Annotated in this window: 14 protein-coding genes and 3 pseudogenes; 5 read left to right on the top strand and 12 right to left on the bottom strand. The window is 60.0% G+C overall.

Annotation, left to right across the window (positions count from 1 at the left end; genetic code table 11):
* Positions 1–70: 70 nt before the first annotated feature.
* Positions 71–202 (bottom strand): annotated as a pseudogene (locus tag F6X40_RS43600) (Tn3 family transposase); the annotation flags it as partial.
* 53 nt (positions 203–255) lie between these two features.
* Between F6X40_RS43600 and F6X40_RS26820 the strand changes: the two are divergent.
* Positions 256–1,008: an IS6 family transposase gene (locus F6X40_RS26820; protein ID WP_187629861.1), complete on the top strand. Its 753-nt coding sequence runs from the start codon at positions 256–258 to the stop codon at positions 1,006–1,008.
* 61 nt (positions 1,009–1,069) lie between these two features.
* A pseudogene (locus F6X40_RS26815) lies at positions 1,070–1,372 on the top strand (IS6 family transposase); the annotation flags it as partial.
* A gap of 152 nt (positions 1,373–1,524) precedes the next feature.
* Here F6X40_RS26815 and F6X40_RS26810 read toward each other — a convergent pair.
* Both F6X40_RS26810 and F6X40_RS26805 read right to left on the bottom strand, forming a co-directional pair.
* Entirely contained in the window at positions 1,525–2,634 is a 1,110-nt protein-coding gene (locus F6X40_RS26810; RefSeq protein WP_187629860.1) for an NAD(P)H-dependent flavin oxidoreductase, read from the bottom strand.
* A 4-nt stretch (positions 2,635–2,638) separates the two neighbouring features.
* A complete protein-coding gene (locus F6X40_RS26805; RefSeq protein ID WP_187629859.1) occupies positions 2,639–3,376 on the bottom strand; it encodes an SDR family NAD(P)-dependent oxidoreductase in 738 nt (245 codons plus the stop codon).
* 43 nt (positions 3,377–3,419) lie between these two features.
* Between F6X40_RS26805 and F6X40_RS42610 the strand changes: the two are divergent.
* Positions 3,420–3,551: pseudogene (locus F6X40_RS42610) on the top strand (LysR family transcriptional regulator); the annotation flags it as partial.
* Positions 3,552–3,603: 52 nt separating this feature from the next.
* Here F6X40_RS42610 and F6X40_RS26800 read toward each other — a convergent pair.
* The 3 genes from F6X40_RS26800 to F6X40_RS26790 form a co-directional block, all read right to left on the bottom strand.
* On the bottom strand, positions 3,604–4,590 hold the full coding sequence (locus F6X40_RS26800; RefSeq protein WP_187629858.1) for a zinc-dependent alcohol dehydrogenase family protein: 987 nt from the start codon (positions 4,588–4,590) through the stop codon (positions 3,604–3,606).
* A 583-nt stretch (positions 4,591–5,173) separates the two neighbouring features.
* Complete coding sequence (locus F6X40_RS26795) at positions 5,174–5,635, bottom strand: EF-hand domain-containing protein (protein ID WP_187629857.1); 462 nt, start codon at positions 5,633–5,635, stop codon at positions 5,174–5,176.
* A 220-nt stretch (positions 5,636–5,855) separates the two neighbouring features.
* Positions 5,856–7,466, bottom strand: coding sequence for a GMC family oxidoreductase (locus F6X40_RS26790; protein WP_187629856.1), 1,611 nt, complete (start codon positions 7,464–7,466; stop codon positions 5,856–5,858).
* A 435-nt stretch (positions 7,467–7,901) separates the two neighbouring features.
* Here F6X40_RS26790 and F6X40_RS26785 point away from each other — a divergent pair, with 435 nt between their 5' ends.
* Entirely contained in the window at positions 7,902–13,028 is a 5,127-nt protein-coding gene (locus F6X40_RS26785; RefSeq protein WP_262421555.1) for an AAA family ATPase, read from the top strand.
* A gap of 53 nt (positions 13,029–13,081) precedes the next feature.
* Here F6X40_RS26785 and F6X40_RS26780 read toward each other — a convergent pair whose 3' ends face one another.
* From F6X40_RS26780 to F6X40_RS26765, 4 genes are all read right to left on the bottom strand, one after another.
* Entirely contained in the window at positions 13,082–14,323 is a 1,242-nt protein-coding gene (locus tag F6X40_RS26780) for an ABC transporter substrate-binding protein (protein WP_187629854.1), read from the bottom strand.
* Positions 14,324–14,543: 220 nt separating this feature from the next.
* Complete coding sequence (locus F6X40_RS26775; RefSeq protein WP_187629853.1) at positions 14,544–14,834, bottom strand: hypothetical protein; 291 nt, start codon at positions 14,832–14,834, stop codon at positions 14,544–14,546.
* Between the two features lie 34 nt (positions 14,835–14,868).
* Positions 14,869–15,132 (bottom strand): hypothetical protein, encoded by a 264-nt coding sequence (locus F6X40_RS26770; protein WP_187629852.1) that lies wholly within the window; start codon positions 15,130–15,132, stop codon positions 14,869–14,871.
* Between the two features lie 284 nt (positions 15,133–15,416).
* Positions 15,417–15,794: a response regulator gene (locus tag F6X40_RS26765; protein WP_187629851.1), complete on the bottom strand. Its 378-nt coding sequence runs from the start codon at positions 15,792–15,794 to the stop codon at positions 15,417–15,419.
* Between the two features lie 583 nt (positions 15,795–16,377).
* On the opposite strand from F6X40_RS26765, the gene F6X40_RS26760 reads away from it, so the two are divergent.
* The gene (locus F6X40_RS26760; RefSeq protein WP_187629896.1) at positions 16,378–17,070 is read left to right on the top strand and encodes a response regulator transcription factor; all 693 of its coding nucleotides are present in this window, start codon (positions 16,378–16,380) and stop codon (positions 17,068–17,070) included.
* Positions 17,071–17,304: 234 nt separating this feature from the next.
* Here the strand turns inward: F6X40_RS26760 and F6X40_RS26755 are convergent, their stop codons facing one another.
* Positions 17,305–18,015, bottom strand: a complete 711-nt coding sequence (locus F6X40_RS26755) for a transcriptional initiation protein Tat (RefSeq protein ID WP_187629850.1) — start codon at positions 18,013–18,015, stop codon at positions 17,305–17,307.
* Between the two features lie 84 nt (positions 18,016–18,099).
* Positions 18,100–19,725 (bottom strand): serine hydrolase, encoded by a 1,626-nt coding sequence (locus F6X40_RS26750; RefSeq protein WP_222946171.1) that lies wholly within the window; start codon positions 19,723–19,725, stop codon positions 18,100–18,102.
* Positions 19,726–20,767 lie beyond the last annotated feature (1,042 nt).

The raw sequence follows: 20,767 nt of genomic DNA, 5'->3' as shown, positions 1-20,767 counted from the left end.
CGATATTGACCAACGCCCATTTTCGCGTCGGCAGCGTGCCGAAGACGTGGACAGACACGGTGATTCTGCCGCCACCGAACATCAGCCATTGAGCGAAGTCATTGAACTGCTCGCTCTTGTTGGTCGCCGCGTGAATCGTGCGCCGCAGGTCCGGTTCGTTGAGATATTTCAGCAGAAACAGCGTCCGAATCACGCGTCCCAGCGGCATTGTCACGTTGTTGGCGGATTGACGGAGATGAGGCGACAATATCGGGCATGAAACGAGCCGCCGCGCAGCAAAACGCACCTGCTATCGACACCATCTCCTATGCTGGCTGCCGATTCCCGCCCGACGTGATCAGCTACGCGGTGTGGTTGTACTACCGATTCCCGCTCAGCCTGCGCATGGTGGAGGAACTGCTGGCCGCGCGCGGCATTGAGCTTACATATGCGACGGTGCGGCGCTGGTCGGTGAAGTTCGGGCTGGGCATCGCCCGGCGCATCCGGTCTACGGCGTTGGGCCGGGGCGACAAGTGGCACCTCGATGAAGTGGTCGTCACGATCAACGGCAAGAAGCACTTGCTGTGGCGCGCGGTGGACCAGCATGGAACAGTGCTCGATGTGCTGGTGCAAAGCCGGCGCGACACGCACGCGGCCAGGCGGCTCATGCGCAAGCTGTTAAAGAAGCACGGGCGCGCCCCACGTGCACTGGTTACCGACAAGCTTAAGGGCTACGCGGCGGCGAACAGGGATCTGGGGATAAACGTCGAACATCGCCAGCACAAGGGGCTGAATAACCGGGCGGAAAACTCGCATCAGCCAACACGGGTGCGCGAGAAAGTGACGCGCCGCTTCAAGTCCGCGCGTCACCTGCAACGCTTCGCGTCGGTTCACGATCAGGTAGCCAATCTCTTCATGCATTGTCGGTACCACAGCGATGCAAAACAAAAGCGGGCGCTACGCACCGAGGCCTTCGAGGCGTGGGAAAGCGTGACGTGCGCGCCGATGTTGACGCGCCTTGCCAATTAACTTAGCTAACCTCACGTATTGCGTGTTCGGCCGCACGCCGGCCATCAAGTTGACAATACCGGCAAAAGCTCAGATCCCGGAACTTGCGAACGTAAAGCACGTGTTCCTCAAAGCGGCAGCCCGACTGAACAACCGGGCCGAGAACAGCCATCAACCGACGCGCGAACGCGAGCGTCGCATGCAAGGCTTTTGCGAGCCGAAACGCACACAGAAACTTCTCTCGTGGCTTGGGCCGATCCGGCAACATTTCGCGCTCAAGCGGCATCTGCTGCGCGCTTCACTTTATCGAAAACAACTCGCTGCGCGATTCGTTGCGTGGTGCGACATCACCGAAGTCGCCCAAAATCCGTCGACTGCTTTCTGATCTCTCGTCACACTTGCCGTCGTGCCGCCTCACTTTCGGCAAGTTGACAAGGCCGTCGACGCTCCAAGTTTCAAACCTTCGTATTGGACGGGTTCGGCCCAAATCAGAGCGGTTACTCGCGTGGCGACCTGTGACGAATCGATCGCCTCGAATCACTTACAAGCACGCATTCCTTGAACGCCCATTAGGTCCAGTGCCTCCGCGGCAATGCCGCGCGTGATGTCAGCGGCGGGCAAGGCTTTGGCCAGACTCGCTGCCTGACCGCTCCACAGCGGCGTGAAGTCGTCGGCTCCGCCTTTCTCGCTGTGCATCCGTAGCGGCGCGAGCGCAAGGCCCGCAAGGGGAAACGGCGGCGCGTCGGCGGCCAGCGGGCCGAGTTCGCGCACCGCGCGATTGACGACGGCCCGTGCCGGTCGTCCCGTAAATACATTGGTCAACGCGGTGGCGTCGTCGCGAGAACGTTCTATCGCTTTCCGGTGAAGAGGCGGCAGCGCAACTTCGTCCGCCAGCAGATAAGCGGTGCCCATCTGGACGGCGGACGCGCCCAGCATCATGGCTGCCGCGAGACCGCGTCCGTCGGCGATACCTCCTGCGGCGATTACGGGAACGCTGACGGCGTCGATGATCTGTGGAACCAGCGCCAGTGTGCCGGCCTGAGTGTAGAGTTCGCCGGGCAGAAACGTGCCGCGGTGGCCTCCAGCCTCGGTACCCATTGCGATGATCGCGTCGCACCCATGTCCGGCCAGCCACCGGGCTTCGTCGACGGTCGTCGCGGACGAAATGATGCGTGCACCGGTCGCCCGGACCCGCGCGACGAGCGATGCCTCGGGCAAGCCGAAATGGAAGCTGACTACGCGCGGCTTGAACTGCTCGACGACTTTACAGAACGATTCGTCGAACGCGTGAACGCCGGGACTGGACGGCGGCGTCGACGTGGACGGCGAAACGAGCGGCAAACCCAAGGCTTTCGCATACGGTTGAATCCGCCGTTGCCAGACGGAAAGCCGATGCGGCTCGGATACAGGCGGCGCATGGCAAAAGAAGTTCAGGTTCAACGGACCCGTCGTGTGCGTTAGCATCGACGTGACGGCGGTACACACCTGCTCGGGGCTGAGCAAAGCGCAAGCCAGCGAGCCCAATCCTCCGACACGGGCAACCGCGACGGCGAGTTGCGGAGTGCCGACGCCTGCCATCGGTGCCTGAATGATCGGCAGTTCGATGCCAAACAGCGACAGAATTTGTGTGTTACGCCATGTTTTCATCGGATCACCAGACACCTGCGGTCGCGCCACCGTCGACGGGTACGACGACTCCAGTCACGAAACGGGAGCCGACGAGGTAAAGCACCGCGTCGACCACGTCTTGCGTCGTGCCTACCGCGCCCGATGGCGCGAGCGCGCGATAGTTTTCGACAGCGCCGGGCTCGTGCAGTGGTGTGTCGATCACACCGGGTGCAATCGCATTCACCCTGACGTTGCGTGCCGCAAGTTCGAGCGCCAACGCGCGTACTGCGGCGTTGATGCCGCCTTTGACCAGAGCGGGAATGACCGAGGGCACGCGAACATGCGGCTGCATCGCGATGCTCGCCGTGATGCTGACGATGTGTCCGCCTCCATTGGCCGTCATATGCCGCGCCGCGCGTTGCGCCGGGTAAAAAAAGCCTTTCAGATTGGTATTGATCAGCAGATCGAGGTCTTCTTCGGTGTAGTCGACGATCGGTTTGGCGACGAACGCCCCCGCGCAATTCACCAGTACGTCGACGGAACGGAAACGGGCAATCGCGGTTTCGAACAATGCGTCTGCCACGGCGGGGTCGGCGATGTCGCCCGCCACATGCACGAACCGCGATGAGTGGTTCAGCCGCGTTGCGGCGTCTATCAGACGTCGGTCCGATCGCGCATTTCCAACCACGTTGAAACCGAGTCCGAGAAGGGCCTCGGTGACGGCAAAACCAATGCCGCTGGAGGCGCCTGTGACAATGGCCGTTTGACTGTCAGTGTTCATGGTGTAAGTCGAGTCCATAAAAAACGTTGTGCAACAATCACGGCGCCGTGTCGACCTCCGCGAAATGCCGCCGGGCCGCGAAGTGTGGCTCGGCTACCATCGCGACCTTCGGCGGCTGGGTCGGTTGCGGGCATTGATGGACGTGGTCATTGACAGGCTCACCGACGCCGGATAGTCACCTGGCCGCCGCTTCGCTGACTCGCCGCCGCCGACCCGCGCGGCCATCGTCACTCGATGTCGACGACGATTTTGCCCCGTGCGCTGCGCTCGGTGATCGCGCTATACCCTTGTTCCGCCGAGCGAAGATCAAAGCGGCGCGGATCGAGTCGCGGCGTCAGTCGCGCCGCTTCGGCGAGGCGCGTGGCCTCGCGGAGCATCTCGCCGTGGTGCGCCCGGTTCTCGCCGGTCAGCAGCGCGTGCAAGGTGAACACGCCCGAATACGTCGCCTCGCGAAACGACAACGGCGCGAGTGCATGCGTACCCCAGCCGAGCGCGCTGACCACATGGCCGAAATGCTTGACCGCAGCGAACGATGCATCCAGCGTCGCGCCGCCCACCGTATCGGCAACCACCTCAAAGCCCACACCGCCCGTGTGCTCGGCGACGTATTGCTCGACGTTCTGCGCGGCATAATCGATTGGCGTGGCGCCAAGGCGCGTGAGTTCTTCCTGGTCGCGTGCGCTCGCCGTCGCGAACACCCGTGCTCCGAGCGCCCGCGCGAGTTGCACCGTAACGTGGCCCACGCCACCGGCACCGCCTTGCACGAGCACAGTTTGCCCAGCCTGAAGCTTCGCGCGATCCACGATCCCCATGTACGCGGTGATGAACACGAGCGGAAGAGAAGCAGCTTCGCGCATCGACAGATTGGTGGGCTTCAGCGCAAGCAGATCTGCGTCGACGGCGGCATATTGCGCAAGCGAACCCTGAATGCCGCCGACGCCGCCGGTCATGCCGTAGATCTCGTCGCCCGCTTTGAAGCGGGTCACGCCCGCACCGACCGCCTCGACCACGCCGGCCATGTCGATGCCGAGCACCAGCGGCAGCGGATGCTTTGCATGAGCGGCACCGCCCGCGTGGATTTTTGTGTCGAGCGGGTTGAGACCGGCCGCTGCTATACGCACCAGCACCTGTCCGGGCGATGGCTCGGGGCGCGCCAAGGTGGTGAGTTCCAGCGGTCCGTTGTACTGGGAGAGAACGAGGGCTTGCATTGTCACGGTCGATGCTCCTTGCAAATACCGGTAGTGGAAAAGCAGATGAAGCAAATACTAGCCTATGCAAATTCGTCCCAAAAGCCACAAACGCGCATAACTTTTATGCATTAATGCATGACTTCGGGGCATGTCAAAAAGACTTTTAGCCCCGTTTAAATCAAACGCGAAGCTCATAACCTAAATTGCCGCCCGTGCAGTTGTGCGGCCTTCATAGAACCACCCAGACTTTCAGTCGGCGCATTATCGCGTCAGCCTCGTACCTCCGAGCGGACATCGTCCATGCGCTAAGGCGCGTCATTGACACAGGTGCAAAATCGGACGCAACGGAGGTTCGTTCAGCACGAAATAGTCCAGCATCAACACGGTGAACAGTGATTCGGCAAAGCCATCTGCCCACGCATCCGCTCCATTTCGCTCATCATTGATGACATCAGTTCAACGCTTACGCCTGCGTCCCGGATGCCTGCCATGAGGAGGTATTTCACCGGCCTGCTGAGTAGCGAGGTGAAAGACACTGCTAACCCGCGCGGGGCCAACAGTGACAAATATCAATTCGCTGGTTTGGGCGCTGGCCCTCTAAAAAAGCTCAGCCAGCAGGTTTTTCAGCATGCACAAAGGAAGACTCGAGCGTGCCAAACTCCGACGCGTCGACCGAGCCATTTTGGTTAGTGTCCATTAGTCGAAGAATCGATTGAGCAAATGAACTACTTCCATCCTTCAATGTACTGGCCAAGCCGACCAGGAACTCGTCGTTTGAGATTAAACCGTCCTGGTTGGTGTCGAAGCCCTTAAACATTTGATCGGCTTCGTCTTTTGTCGCACCAAGCTTCGAGGCGAAATTTTCGAAGTCCGATTGCGATACCGGGCCGTGCGGCGCCGAGGTCGCCTTCGCAACTTTCTGCCATAACTCGCTTATCTGGGCAGGCGTGTTTGCGTTGCGGAAATCGGTAGCTTTTAGACCCATACTCGCGAAGCTTTCTGTCTCGACGGTGATGGCCGCCGCCGCGAGCGACGCCAGTCCTTGAGCACCCGGCGTTAGCGTGACCATCGTCGACGAAGACTGGGAATCCGTCGCGGTTGACGCTGCCGTGTCCCCGGACGGCTGGGCGATATCGCCGGTGGCCGCTGAACCTGACGATCCCGATGTATTTGGCGACCGGCGAGGACTCTGCGCTTGCAGGCGGATACGTTTGCCCAGCCAGTGTATTAGTGGATACAACAGACATGATGAACTCCGGTCAAATTACAGATAGACATCTCTTATGAATTTATGACCGACAGCCCAGCTGCAGGAATAATGCTGCCTGCTCGCCAATCACCACACTGGGTGCCATCGTGTTTCCCGTCGTAACACGAGGAAGGACCGAGGCGTCGGCGACACGTAGACCTTCAACGCCGTGCACTTTCAATTCTCCGTCGACCACGGACATTTCGTCACGGCCCATTTTGGCAGTGCCGCATTGGTGCCAAAATGTACTGGCTGCATCGCGGAAAAACTGTTCGAGTTCATTCTCGTGCAAAGCATCTCGCATGATCTCGCGCCCGCTGTATGGGCGCAAAGCTTCCGAATTGCCAATCGCACGAGCAGTGGCGAGCCCCGCTATCAGATCTTCGAGGTCCTGCGCCTCGGCGAGATAGTTTGCCTCGATTCTCATTGCGTCGGACGGGCTTGCACCGGTGAGATGGACCGAACCTCGACTGCTCGGCCGCATACCCACTACCAATGACCAGGAAGATGCAGGTGGACTGAAGCGGCTCGCGATCTCCGGTGTCGATACTGGACCTTGAATGGCATACGCGTAAAAGTTAGGACTCTCAAGATCGTCACGCGACTTCCAGAAGCAAGCAGTTTGACTTCTCGGTTCAGCGGGCAACGGATTGTGGGTGTTTTCCCACGCCCACCCAAACGAGAGATGATCGTGAAGATTACGCCCCACACCGCGGAGCGCTTGCACGACCGGAATCCCGAAGCGTGCCAGTTCTGCGTGGTCTCCAATACCGGACTGCATAAGCAACTTCGGGGTGTGAATCGCACCCAGAGAGAGGACGATTTCGCGCTTGGCATCGACGTGGATCGATTTGCCTCGGTGTTCGAAATCGATGCCTGTGGCACGGCGCTTATCGAAGGTAATCCGAGTCACCAGTGCGCCGGTAAGTACGGTGATATTGGGCTGATCCATCAAGGGGTAGACATAGGAGCGGAATAGCGACCGTCTTTTACCGCCCGTCACTGTTTCGTCGACGAGCGCGCATCCGCCTGCCGCTTCCATCATGCGACCGTTTGCGTTGGGAAAGCGGGTCAAACCCGCCGATTCGGCGCCCTCAAGCAGCGCTGCGGAAAATTCGTGAGGATTCGCTGCAGGCTGTACATGCACTGCGCCGCTGGTGCCGCGGTAATCTGGATCAGGGTTTCCGGTCCAGCTTTCGATTCGGTTTCGATATAGAGTTAGAACATTTTCGTAATTCCACGCTGCATGCGCTGTTTCAGAGGCATAAAAATCCCAGTCTGCCTTGTGCCCCCTTGACCAGGTTGAAACGTTGATGCTCGATCCGCCTCCAAGACCTTTTCCCATCGAGTAAGGAATAGCTCTTCCATTGAGATGGGGGTTGGGTGCCGCAACAAAGCCCCAATCGAATTCGCTACCCAGCGTCATTGGCCATTTGTTGGGATCGGAAATCAGATCGGCTTCGTCGTCGATGCCTGCTTCGAGAAGCAGAACCTTGACCGTGGGATCGGATGCAAGTCTTGCTGCGACCACGCAACCTGAAGTCCCCGCTCCACAGACAATATAGTCAAACCTGGATTCCAGATTCAACAGAAGTTCTTGCTGGTTCTGTCGCGCTCGCTCTGCAAAGCCTGACATAGTGTGGTTCGTCATGATGCCGGTTCTCACATTTCTGCTATTGGGGAGGTGCGGCGAAGCAATATTCGTCCCGCTGCACAGAATACGATACGGGACCAACGCGCCCGAGGCGTTATCCGCGCGCTCAGATGGTCGGTGGTTGCATCGCCTCTACTGTAGAGGAGCTGCTTACGCGCGCGAACATCCAAACGGCTCAAAAAATAGCTCGTTCGTCTCAAACTCACCATCCGGAAGATTTGGGTACGCCTTCAGAAGGCTTACACGCGTCGGCCTTGTAGTAGCTTGCGGTCAAATAGGGTTGATTACACATCCAGAGCTGAAAGAAGAGCATTGCAAGGCGGCCACGGCAATATACTGTCGGCATGAGAACCGCAGGGTCGCGACGTTCTAAATGGCAGAACCCTGCGACTACGGACAGATCACGACGATTTATCTTTTACGACGGCGCCCATGACGGATTTGACCGACTATTCACTCGTCCTGCTTCGCACTGCGCCACGGGTGCTGCAGCGCGGCACGAGTCCGACAGCGGCACGCGCCCTTTTCGCGTCGATCGAAAACCCACACTCTGAACGTGACGGCTCTCGCCGATTGCATCACGAATACGATTTGCGCGCCGAGTTACGTTCACCATGGGCGGCACGGCCAACCGACCTGCTGCATCAGGACAACAAGCTCGTGCTGATGCTGGACGATCCCGGCGGCGAACTGCTCCGTGATACGTGCCGGGCACCGTTGCCCGCCGACGTCTTTCTGCGACTGGCGGCTGGCATCAGTTCCGCGTTGAGCGATGCGCATGAGCAAGGTCTCGTTCACTGCGACCTGAACCCCGACAACATTCTCGTGACCCCGGGCGGCGCCGCGCGGCTGACAGGGTTCGGCTGCGCGTTTCGCAACGAGCCGAAACATCGCGAAAGCGACTTGCGGCATGCGAGTCAGGGCGCAGTGGAATATATGGCCCCCGAAGTATGCGGGCAGATGAACCGTCGCATTGATGCACGCGCTGATCTGTACTCGCTCGGTTGCACGTTCTATGAAATGCTGACGGGCAGCTTGCCGGCCGCCGGCGACGATCGGCTGGCGCTCGTTCATGCGCATCTCGCCAAGCGCCCCGCACCGCCATCTGAGCTGGTCGCGGGACTGCCCAGACAGATCGAGATAATCGTCATGAAACTCCTCGCCAAGGGTCCCGAGGAGCGGTATCAATCAGCCGCAAGCCTGCGCGCCGACCTCGAGCGCTGCGAAACGATGTGGCAGGCCGGCAAGCGGATTACCTTATTTCCGCTGGACATACCCGGCCTGTCCGGGCGCCAGCGCACCTCACAGCAACTGTTCGGACGCGAAGGTGAAACCGGCGTTCTGCGAAGCGTGTACGAGCAAACTGCCGCCGGCGAACCGTCGCAACTCATTCTGGTAAATGGATATTCGGGTGCCGGCAAGACCTCCCTCGTGAACCAGTGGACCAAAGAGCTCAGTGCGTCGTCGCATCTGTTCGCGGCCGGCACCTGCGAGCAGGTTAATAGCTCGACGCCTTACGTGGCGCTGATTCAGATCATCGAGCAACTCGTCCGTCCTATTCTCGGCGAAGATCAGGATACGTTTCTGCTATCGCAACGTCGACTGCTCGATGCGCTCGGGACCAAGGCGCGCATGCTGTTGACCGTCATCCCCGAATTGAAACTGATCCTGGGCGATAGGTTCGCGGACGACGGCGCGACCGTGCCCGTCGATCGGGAGCGATTCCTGACGGCCGCGGCCGACCTGATCAAGGCGTTCTGCAAACCCGAGCGTCCGCTGATTCTTTTCTTCGACGATCTCCAGTGGTCGGACGAAGGCACGATGAGCGCACTCGCGTATCTAAGCGAAAAGTCGTGCTCGCCCTATCTTCTTATCATCGGTGCTTATCGCAGCAACGAAGTTGGCCTGGACCATCCCTTGCGGCAACTCATTGCGTCTGAGAGCGCCAATCTGCAACACCTCGAACTGGCGCCGCTCGATCGTGACGACACCGCACGGTTGATCGCGAGTACCCTGCAATGCTCGCTCGAACAGGTCAATCCCGTGGTCGATCTCGTCGAGGAGAAAACCGGCGGCAATCCATTTTTTGCCACGCAGTTCGCGATCGAACTGGCGCAGGAAGGCCTGATCGAATTCGAACACCAGTCCAGCTTGCACGTTCGCGACATCGACCGCATTCGGGCCAAGGCCTACACGGATAATGTCATCGACCTGATGCTGCGACGCCTCGACCGGCTCGGCGCCGCGACACAGTCGGCGCTGAGACACTTTTCCTGTCTGGGCAGTTTTGCGCCGGTGGCGACACTCGCAACAGCCATGGATTGTTCCGAGGCCGATCTCCACGATTCGCTGATCGAAGCCGTGCGCACCGACCTGGTGTATCTCGCCGAAGACGCGTATCACTTCAGACACGACCGCTTTCGCGAAGCCGCCTATGGTTCGATGACGGAACACTCGCGCATCGCCCTGCACCTCGAGATCGGCCGGCGCATGATCGCGCACGTGAGCGACAACCAGACCGTCGAGGATGTGTTCGACATTGTCAGCCAGATCAATTTCGGCATTGACCACGTTGCGCCGGGCGACGAACGGCGGCGCTTCGCCAGGCTGAACATCATGGCTGGCAGGCGAGCCAAAGCGGCGACGGCCTACGCCTCGGCATTGACGTATTTCGTCGCTGCGGATGCGCTATTGAGCAGCGAACCCGAAGACGAGACCACGCATTGGGTCGAGTTCTACCGCGCCGACTGCGAATGCCTGCTCGGCATGCTTGGGCCGGCCGAGGAACGGCTGCTAAGGCTGGGTACTCGCGAGATCAGCATGGCGTTGCGCGCCGAGTTGACGCGACTGATAACGGGTCTCTACACCGCGCAGAGTCGCGCCGATCTCGGCATGGAAGCGGGCCTCGACTATCTGCGCCGCCTTGGCCTGCATATCGAAGCAAGGCCGACACACGCGCAGGTCGATGAGGCATTTGCCAGTCTGCAGCGCCGTATCGGCGACCGGAAAATAGCGGAGCTCGCGCAATTGCCCACGATCAGCGATCCGCTTTGGCATAGCGCCATCGAAGCGTTGGCCGACATGATCCCACCCGCGCTGTTCATCGACGTCAACCTGCTCGACATCATTCTGCTGCATGTTGCCAACCTAAGCGTAGAGCACGGCTTATGCGATGCATCGAGCTTTGGATTCGTCTTTCTGAATTTTGTGTACGGCGCGCGCTATGGCGACTATCCAAGCGGCTATGAATTTGGAAAGCTGGCCATTCAGGTAATCGACCGTTGCGGCCAGTCGCGCTACAAGTCGCGGGTCTACATGCGCTTTGGCAGCCTTGTGATTCCGTGGACCCGACCGCTCGACGAGTGCATGCCGTTTGTCGAACAGGCTTACCGGATTTCTTCCGAAGTCGGCAATCTGGTGTTCGACGTCTCGAGCGCGAGAAACGTGGCGAGTCTCCTGCTTTTTGCGGGCGCGCCGCTCGAGGAAGTCCAGCGCGAGGCGGAAAAAGGCTTCTCGCTCGCGAGCGCTTCACGGTTTGCTCTGTACCTCGGGGTATTGGGCGGCCAGCTCGAACTCGTGAAAGCCCTTCGCGAAACGGGCGTCGCGGGTCACCCCCATATCAACGAACCCGCACGGGACACGACAACCAGCGTGGCATTTTCCAAGTGGACCTACCGTCTGCAGGCCCGCTTCACGTTCGGACAGATCCACGCGGCGCTCGAAGCCGAGCAGATGGCCCAGCCGTCGCTTGGCGCGTCGACAACCATTCTCGAAGTCATCGACTATCACTTCTACGGCGCGCTCACGCGGGCCGACGCTTGTGCGTCGGCCGTCGATGAGGACGCCCGACGCATTCATTGGGACGCGCTGGCGGCGCATTCCGCACAGTTGGATGTCTGGGCACAAGCCTGTCCAGTCAATTTTGCGGGCCGCAGTACCCTGGTCGCCGCACGGATTGCTCAACTCGACGGGCAAGAGGATGCGTCGACTCGCGCGGAACACCTCTACGACGAAGCGATCCGCCATTCAAACGCGAACCGGTTCTTGCCGATCGAGGCAGTGGCCAATGAGCTTGCGGCTTCGTTTTGCCTGACGCGCGGACTGCAGCAGAACGCACACGCCTATCTGCGCGACGCGCGTCATGCTTACGAGCGATGGGGCGCCAACGCCAAGACCGATGAACTGGATCGTCGCTATGGCTTGCCGCGCGAAATGAATTCCCCCGCCATGGCACCACGGCTGCAAGATCCGGCCTTTCAACAACTCGACATCGCTGCCGTCATCAAGGCGTCGAACGCGCTCGCCAGCGAAATCGTTCTGGGCCGCCTGATCGAAACATTGGTCACGACTGCGCTCCAACACGCGGGGGGCCGGCGCTGCGTGCTAGCCTTGGCGCATGGCACGGAGATGCGGATCGAGGCGCAAGCGCGGGTACGGTCGGAACGCATCGACGTTAGCGTAGCCTCCTCGCCGATTTCGTCCGCCGACGTGGCGACCTCGGTGGTACACGCGGTCGTTCGCACGGGCAAGCATGTGGTGGTCGACAATGCCTGCGAGACCGGCGCATTCGTTCGCGACGAGTACGTGCAGCGCAACCGCTCCCGCTCGATTGTCTGCACGCCGCTCCTCAAACAGGCGAAGTTGGTCGGTTTGCTCTACGTAGAAAACGAACTGACCGTCGGCGCGTTCACGGCAGACAAGACTGCCGTGTTGTCGGTACTGGGAAGCCAGGCTGCGATCGCCGTGGACAACGCGCGACTCTATGAAGACCTGATCGAACAGAACCGGGCCCGGGCGAAAGCCGAAGAGGCGCTGAGCAGCGCGCTGGCGAACCTGGCGCGTATGACTCGAGTGACGACGATGGGCGAACTGGTGGTGTCGATCGTCCACGAGGTCAGCCAGCCGCTCATGGCCATTCAGACGTCGGTCGGCGCGGCGTTGCGCTGGCTCGACCGGCCAACGCCCCAGGTCGCCGAGGCGAGGATCATGCTCACCAATGTCGCCGAAGACAGTTTGCGGGCGTCACAGGTGATCAAAAGTCTGCGGGCGATGGCGAAGCAATCGGAGCCGACTTTCAGCGTGTTCGATCTCGGCGATGCTGTCTTCGAAGTGCTGACGATGTTGCGCGGCCAGATACAGGACCATCGTGTCGAAGTCATTTACCGGCCGCCGGATGAAGTACGGGTGAATGGCGATCGTATTCAGGTACAGCAGGTCGTGCTGAACCTGATCATGAACGCGATCGAAGCCATGAGTGCCGTGGACGAACGCCCTCGTGTTCTGACCGTGGCATGCGAAGCGCTGCAGGGGCAGCGCGCCCTCGTGCGGGTCGAGGACACGGGGCCGGGGCTCGCGCCCGAAGTGGCCGAGCGGCTCTTCGAACCATTCGTGACGACCAAGCAGTCGGGCATGGGCATGGGGCTGTCGATATGCCGTTCCATCGCCGAAGTCCATGGCGGTGAACTGACGGTCGCACCGGGCGATCCTCATGGGGCGGTGTTCAGCCTGATACTGCCCGCTGGCGGGGTGGTGGAGGAGGACGACGGCGCGCTTCAATAAGTCTGTACCTGCGTGCGGTCGTGCAAGGTGCACCTACCGCACGCACACCTTTGCTACGGCTTTTTGACGAGCGGGCAGGTGCTTTCGACGAGCGGCCGGAAAGCCTTGTCCGCGGGTATCACCGCTTTGACGCTGTAGTAATCCCAGGGATAGTGGGATTGCGCCGGGCTCTTGACCTGCACGAGATACATGTCGTGCACCATCCGGCCGTCTTCGCGAATCCGGCCGTTCGTGGCGAAGAAGTCGTTGATCGGCAGTTCTCTCATTTTCTTCATCACGCCAGCCGTGTCGTCCGTGCCCGCCGCCTTGACGGCCTCGAGATAATGCATGGTCGATGAATAATCGCCGGCCTGGATCTGGGTCGGCATGATTTTCATCTTGTCGTAAAAGCGCTTCGACCATTTGCGGGTTGCGTCATTCAGGTCCCAGTAGAAGCCCGTGGCGAACTGGAGGCCTTGTGCGGCTTGCAACCCAAGCGCGTGAATGTCGGAAAGGAACACCAGCATGCCCGCAATCTGCTGTTTGCCGGATCGGGTGACATCGAATTCATTCGCGCTCTTCACCGCATTGACGAAATCTCCGCCCGCGTTCGCGAGCCCGATTACCTTGGCGCCGGACGACTGGGCCTGCAGCATGTACGACGAAAAATCAGCCGTTTCGAGCGGCGCACGCACGGTGCCGAGCACGGTGCCCCCGTTCGCCTTGATGGCCTCGGTCGTGTCCTTGACGAGTGCCTCGCCGAACGCGTAATCGGCCGCGATGAAAAACCAGCTGTCGCCGCCGCGTTTCGCCATGGCTTCGCCAGCGCCGTGAGCCAGCGCATAAGTGTCGTAGACGTAGTGCACGCTAACAGGGGTGCACTTCGTACCGGTCAATTCCGAGGTAGAGGGCCCGGTGGCAATCGCAATGCGGTTTTTCTGGCTGGCGACGTCGACCACCGCAAGGCCTGCGCCCGACGAAGCCAGATCGGTAATCATGTCGACCTGCTGCGTATCGAACCATTCCCGTGCTTTGCTGGCGGCAATGTCCGCCTTATTCTGATGATCCGCGTAGATGACTTCGACCTTGATGCCGGGATTGGCCTTCATGAAGTCGTCCGCCGCCATTCTCACGGCTTCGACGGCGCCCTGTCCGCCCACCGCCGAATAAACACCGGACAGGTCGGTCAACACGCCGATCTTGACGATCCCGTCCGACAAGCGAAGCGGCTGAGCGACGGCGTGGCCGGGGCCGAGCAATGCGGCCGCCACGAGACTGAGTAAAGCGACCGGCCTGAGTTGCACCTTGAATGGCATCTGTCCCGTCTCCCTTCTGATCGAGAAGTCATGTGGTCCTGTGAGACGGGCATTGTCGCATCGTCAGCAAACTTCGCGAATCCTTGAAAAGACCTGGGGCACAAGCTCAGGTCTTCTGGCTCAAGGAACTGCGAGTGAGCGTGCAGTCAGCGGATGCACGCCGCGCAGGTTATTCCGCTGATGCCATTACACCCCGGTTTTGAGCAACCACACTCCGGAACTACGCCTCCAGCGTCAGTGCCGCCTGATTCGCTGCTGCGAGCGCAGCGTCGTTCAGCGGCCGGTCGAAGGCTGCGACCAGTCGGCTGGCATCGGCGCCCTGCCTGTCAACGTGCTCGCGCGGGATTTCGAGCAGGCGGCAGATGATTTCTATCGGGATCGGGAGCGGTAGCGCATAGTCGCGCATCACATCGAATTCCTGCTGGGCTGCCAGACGTTCGGCGAGGTCGTTTGCGGTCGACTCGACGATTTCCCGCAACTTGCCCACTTGTCGGGCATTGAAAGCCTGCATCAGATTGGCTCGCAGCGAGGCATGTTGGGGCGGGTTAAGCAATCGAAACGTGCGGCTCAACGCCTTGAACAATGGCTGCAACGGCGCGCTTTCGCCGTACCGCGCAATCACGCTCTGGATGTATGTTTTGCCCATGGGGCCGGTTGCGCAACAGCGCTTCGATCAGGGATGCCTGGCCGGCGACTACAGCATTCGGACCGACGGGCAAGATCGCCCCGGCGCGTCGTATCTTTTCATACAGCGGATAGGGATTCTCGAAAAATTCCGGCGAGGCAAAGTCGTGAAAACCACCTTTCAATCCAGTCGCGGAGGTGAGTTGTCATAGAGCATTCGCGCAGTTGATTCAGCAACACCTGACCGGCCGCACTTATTCCCAATGGCGACCCGTCCTGTACCTGCTCCTCGGGACCAGATGACGGCCCGACGTCACCATCAGGTTGGGTCGATGCAGCGTTGCCGTCGCGCGGAACGGGATAAAGGTAACCGGGTCAGCTTAGACGGGACGTTCCACCGAGCGAAGACTCGAACGATCCAAAAACCCGCTCATTCGTTTCAATCGATCGGCGCGGCGCGCCCCGAAAGTCAAGGCAACCCCAACGCACGCGTGAGGCAATCGGCCATGGCGGCGGCGTCGATAGGTTTTTCCAGAATGGCGACCACACCCGGCTCCTGAAGCTTGGCGTTGAGCGCCGGCGTGGTGAACGCCGTGATGAAAATGGTGGTCAGCGAGTAGCCGGCCTGCACGAGCCGGTTGTGCATTTCGATGCCGGTCATGTTCGGCATCCGCACGTCCGAAACCAGACAGTCCGTTTCCGCGATGCCGGCCGACTGCAGAAACGCACTGGCCGAGTCGAACAGGCGCACGTGCCATCCAAGCGAACGGACGAGACCGCCCGTGGCGTTCCTGATGGCCTCGTCGTCTTCCACGACGGCGACAATCTTGATGGGTTCGGTGCGCAATCGGTGCTCGATAGAGAATGCCTGCAGAGGCCGGGACGGCACTCGACGAGGGCTTGACCTCAGCGTATCGACTGCGTCGTCTGACGAGAAGCATACTAAAGTATGGGACGCGAAGCGCTTCTTTTCGCCAGCAGTCGCGCTGCGCCGATCGGCACAGAGGCTAGCTCGCGAACACCCCTAGACCAAGGGATAGTGGCGCCTGCCGTTTGCCAGGGCACCGCCACGCCCTACCCGTCCCACCGCCATCAGTAATCGCCCTATTGGCCGGTCCAACCGTGTGTCGGATTAGCTCCGCGATGACATCGCTTTCCTTACACTTCGTTAGCATGCCGGAACGTCACGCGCGCCCGGCGACAGGTTCCTGCCCCGTACGTCCGAAAGTATCGCGGGGCTCTGGCGCGGCATGGTCAAGCTGGCCTAAAATGGGCCAGCGCAGGGCAATGCCACTGATTCGGTGGTGCACCGCGCGTCGTGAGAACCGACTGATTCAGTCAAATCTAATAACAATCAACGAGCGCGCGCCGAGCGCATGTCCGGTCAAGCAAGCCAATGCCTCGCACCGATGGACGAAGGAGCACCCCAGATGATTCCACAGCGACATCCCGCCGCGAACAAATCGAGTCCAAATATGGAAACATCGATCGTCTATGTCGTCGACGACGACGAATCCGTGCGCCGCGCGCTGGTTGGCCTGCTGCGATCAGTGGGGCTTTCGGTCGAGACGTTCGCAACGTCGCAAGAATTTCTCGATCATCCAAAACAGGACGTGCCCGGTTGCCTGATTCTCGACGTCCGCTTACGCGGCGAGAACGGACTGCAGTTTCAGGACGCGATGGCGAGTCGCAACCTGCGCATGCCGGTTGTGTTCGTGACCGGCTACGGCGACATTGCCATGACCGTCAAAGCCATGAAAGCCGGCGCGCAGGACTTCCTCGCGAAACCATTTCGTGATCAGGACATGCTCGACGCTGTGTCGCACGCGCTGGCGAAAGATAGAGAAAGAATGCTCGTCGAGCAATCCGAGTTGTCGTTGCGCGCGTCTTACGACTCGCTCACGCCTCGCGAGTGCGAAGTGGTAAGTTTTGTGCTTGCGGGCCTGCTCAATAAGCAGATCGCTTCGGAAATGAATATCAGCGAAGTCACGGTCAAGATGCACCGCGGACAGGCAATGCGGAAGATGGCGGCCCGCTCGGTGGCCGATCTGGTTCGCAAGGTGCAAACATTGGGTGTCGAACCTGGCGTCAAAAGCGAAACGCTTCGCCGTAGCCCGGTTTGATTCAGACCGGGCTGTCCAGCAAAGCCGGCTGGGGCCTCGTGAGCCCGACCTGCCGCTTGCGAGCAACCGCGCACGACGACGCATGCGATGGAGCGCGCCGCGCTCCATCGTTCCCATCTAACGCCCACCGAAACGCTCAGCCGCCTTTCGAATAGGTGAACCCCCTGCTTTGGAGGTCGACCATAAACGACACCACGCTCGGGACCAGCACGACATCGGGAATCAGATTGTTAGTTAGATCAGCGGCGATTTTATCGGCCGTCGCCGCAGGCTCCCCGCCGAACTCCAAAGCATGCGCGAGATGGCGTGAATGGAATCGTGACAGGCGATAAAGACCGCCCCACGGCGCTGCAGCGAAGTCACATTGTTATTCGCCGGCCCATAAAACCCGGCTACGTCTTCAACGCTGTCCGATCGCGAAGCACCTGGTTTTTCGACGATCAGCGTGTTCGTCGCGAACTTCGGCCCCGCAAGCGTCGAGAGTTTGTACTTGTCCCGCATCGGTTGTGCGAACAACGCCAGGTGCGCAAGACCGTGGGTCGCCGAAACCGCCAGGAAATCCCCATTGCCATTGGCAAAAACCTGCCCGTTCATCGCCTCGCGCATCAGTCCCGGCCACGGACCGGCGAGATCCGTGTTTTCCCAGACCCGGCGGGCTTTGTCCCGGTACCGCAAAAGCTCCTCGGCGGCGTCGAAATCCCAATCTTGACGATCGGTCAGCATGAACGGCACGGAGGCGAAATCGCGACGACGCGGCGCTGCGGCGAGGCGCTTACCGAGTTGGGCAAGCGTCGCCGCACCATTCAGCCCGGACAAACTCTCGATGTCATGTGCTTCCTTAGCTTCTGCTCGCCGTTGCGCCAGAAGCGCGGTGACGGAGAGAGCGGCGAAACCCATTGTTCTAAGAACATCCCGGCGTGTTGAGCGTTGCAGAGTAGTCGACATGTCAAACCTCATGATTGTATTGGTGTATCCGTCAGACGGTGTGGGCCTGGCGGCGCCGTGCGCACGCCAGACCGACCACGCGGTTCAATACGCACTGCTCGATTTCCGTACGAGTTCGGCAACCCCGGCCTTCATGGCAGCGATCGTCTTGGCGTCGTGAATGCCATAGCGCTCAGCAAGCCGGTCGAAGTTGGTGTAGCTCACCCACGTTCTGCCACGCTGGTCTTCCCAGACCGCGACGCGCAGGGGCAATTCGCTGGCGATACCCGGCTGTTCCTGCATCAGCCGGGTGCCGACTGTCGGGTTGCCAAACACGAGCACTTCGGTCGGCTGCATGCTGAGGCCCGCCTGCTGGGCGTTCATCTGGTGGTCAAAGTGCGCAAAGATCTGGCCGTTGCCCGCCTTGATGTTCTTCTCGAGGCGCGCCACCGTTTCCTTCACGCTGAATACACTTTCGTACGTCGACGTTTGCGCGGGATCGTTACCCGAACCCAAACTGGGGTCATAGGCCGCGGCGATGCGTCGCGCGAGGTCCGTCAGATCGACGCCTTCGGTGTTTGCGAGCAGCGTCACACAAACCAGCTCGTTGGGATCGGTAAAGCGGCTCAGGTAGGCGCTATAGCCCGGCGCGTTGCCCTTGATGTCCATGAAACCCTTGTGCTTCGTGAACTGCCAGCCGGCCATGGCCGGAACGACCGTGCCGTTGTCGAGCCGGGTCGGCTTGTAGACGAGATCACGGTGCGCCGCCTCCTTGATCACCTCGTTGCCGGCCAACGCAATATCCCACGTGCTGACATCTTCTGCCGAGGCCCACAACGAACCGAAAGCGAACGAGCTCGACGACGTGGCGGGCGGCGCATCGGTCAGCTTCCCGTTGACTAGCCGGTAGCCCGCGGACGGTTCCACCGGATTGATATAACGGCCGTCGGTCGTGAACAGATGATGGCGCATGCCGGTCTTTTCGACAGGATCGATTGCGGCATGGGCGGGAAAGTCTTCAATGAACATCGTGTGCGTCAGATTCAACGGCTTGATCTGATCGTTCCAGATGAAGTCGTGGTAGCTCATGCCGCTGGCCGATTCGATTGCCATGCCCAACAGCAGGAAATTCGTCGCGCTTTGCGCCACCGCCGTCCCTGGCTTGAATGCCAGCTTGTCATCCTTAACCAGATCAATCAGTTGCTGCGGTTGATACTCGTGGGTTGCGTCATAGCCATCTGCTTGTCGATAGTCGGCCAGACCCGAAGCATGTTGCAGCAATTGCATCACCGTCAGCTTCGACCACGCCGACGGCAGCCCCTGAACATAGGTCGAGATCGGGGCGTGAAGATCCATCTTGCCCGCTTCAACCAGTTGCATCACGGCGACGGCGGTATAGCCCTGCGTGATCGGTCCGATATTCCAAAGCGTTCCCTGCGACGCCAGCAGTTTCTTCGTGGTGTCGCTTTCGCCGTAACCTGCAACACGGGGAATATAGGGTGCTTCGACGATGGCCATGGTCATGCCGGAAATATGTTTTTCCTGCATGAAATCGGCAATCATCGTGTCGATGCTTTGTCCGTAATATTCCAGACGGGCGTCGCCTCGTGCTGCGTACGTCGAAGGCGATGCGACCGAGAATGCCATACCCAGGGACAAGACCGCGGCGGCCAGGCTGATGCTGGAAGTTTTCATTTGATCTGCTCCGCAAAAAGAACGTTGTTTATTCATGGGATGCGCTTATTCAACGTTGTCGCTGATTCGCCAGGTCCCAACCGGAAGCCGGATTCATCTGTATCCGGATGTGACTAGCGTAGATTTGGCGGAGGCTGACAACCATCGTACCTTCGGCGTTCGAAGGGTAGTCTTATCAGTACTTCGAGGTATCCGTTGGTATTGGATGCGGCCATTTTTCGGCGCGCGCGCGGCGGTTATTCCGGGTTTCGCCGCAGCGGGGAGCTGCCTGGCGAGAGCACCCAAGTCCAGACGGGGCTTAGGTACCGAGCGAATAGAATCGCTGGGAAAGAGAGTTCGACCGCTCCGGCGGATAACGCAACCGCTAAAGCACTTTTGCTGAACGTCCTTTTCAATCACGCGCCGTAAAAGCAGCATTTTGCGCAATGATTTTCAGTAGAAAATCCATGACCGCCCGCACCTGTGGCAATCGGCGCAGATCCCGATGCACGGCCATCCAGATATCTCGTGCAAATCGTTAGCCCTCTTATGCGACTCGCCGCAGATTCAGGTCCGTGTCGGCCAGGAAACACAGTAGGCCGGCCATGCCGGCACGAGCTTGAGCCGCTGCGACATGACCCGTAAAGTCGCCGATTTCGCATGCAATCGGTCGCCATAGACAGCACGCTCTTGATGGCGAGTTTCCTGCTCTTCAGGAAAACGGCGGGAGTCGGATGCCAGGCCGCGCCATGAGCATTTTCCGCAGCAAGGTGGCCTGCTGATACTAATGGGACTTGAATACGCACGTGATCGATGAACCAGAAGCCGGCGCACGGCGGGTCGGCGATGTATGTCTCGACAGGTGGGCCAGCAAGAGGCCACCTCCACCTTGGTATGGGTGACCTCGTCGAAGGATCATGCGGCGCCACACGTTTGCAGAATGGCCCGGACACGTAGACGCCTATACGCTTCTTACAGCACGGTCGAATACGAATGCGGACAAACTGGATCGCAGAAGCGATATCCATGCGCCGCGTTCGTTTTCAACCGGCTCGACGTTCGTGCATCGCTTAGCCGACAAGCTCCACGACGGCAAGCG

This window comes from Paraburkholderia sp. UCT31, from assembly GCF_014397655.1.
GTDB classification, from domain to species: Bacteria; Pseudomonadota; Gammaproteobacteria; order Burkholderiales; family Burkholderiaceae; genus Paraburkholderia; species Paraburkholderia tuberum.
The sequence above is the reverse complement of the archived record's forward strand: the minus strand, read 5'-3'. Positions and strand labels throughout refer to the sequence as shown.

Excerpts from the sequence above, each read along its gene's own strand:
- F6X40_RS26820 (WP_187629861.1), top strand. The coding sequence starts at position 256 with ATGAAACGAGCCGCCGCGCAGCAAAACGCACCTGCTATCGACACCATC.
- F6X40_RS26810 (WP_187629860.1), bottom strand. The coding sequence starts at position 2,634 with ATGAAAACATGGCGTAACACACAAATTCTGTCGCTGTTTGGCATCGAA.
- F6X40_RS26805 (WP_187629859.1), bottom strand. The coding sequence starts at position 3,376 with ATGAACACTGACAGTCAAACGGCCATTGTCACAGGCGCCTCCAGCGGC.
- F6X40_RS26795 (WP_187629857.1), bottom strand. The coding sequence starts at position 5,635 with ATGGTCACGCTAACGCCGGGTGCTCAAGGACTGGCGTCGCTCGCGGCG.
- F6X40_RS26790 (WP_187629856.1), bottom strand. The coding sequence starts at position 7,466 with ATGACGAACCACACTATGTCAGGCTTTGCAGAGCGAGCGCGACAGAAC.
- F6X40_RS26785 (WP_262421555.1), top strand. The coding sequence starts at position 7,902 with ATGACGGATTTGACCGACTATTCACTCGTCCTGCTTCGCACTGCGCCA.
- F6X40_RS26780 (WP_187629854.1), bottom strand. The coding sequence starts at position 14,323 with ATGCCATTCAAGGTGCAACTCAGGCCGGTCGCTTTACTCAGTCTCGTG.
- F6X40_RS26775 (WP_187629853.1), bottom strand. The coding sequence starts at position 14,834 with ATGCAGGCTTTCAATGCCCGACAAGTGGGCAAGTTGCGGGAAATCGTC.
- F6X40_RS26760 (WP_187629896.1), top strand. The coding sequence starts at position 16,378 with ATGATTCCACAGCGACATCCCGCCGCGAACAAATCGAGTCCAAATATG.
- F6X40_RS26755 (WP_187629850.1), bottom strand. The coding sequence starts at position 18,015 with ATGTCGACTACTCTGCAACGCTCAACACGCCGGGATGTTCTTAGAACA.
- F6X40_RS26750 (WP_222946171.1), bottom strand. The coding sequence starts at position 19,725 with ATGAATAAACAACGTTCTTTTTGCGGAGCAGATCAAATGAAAACTTCC.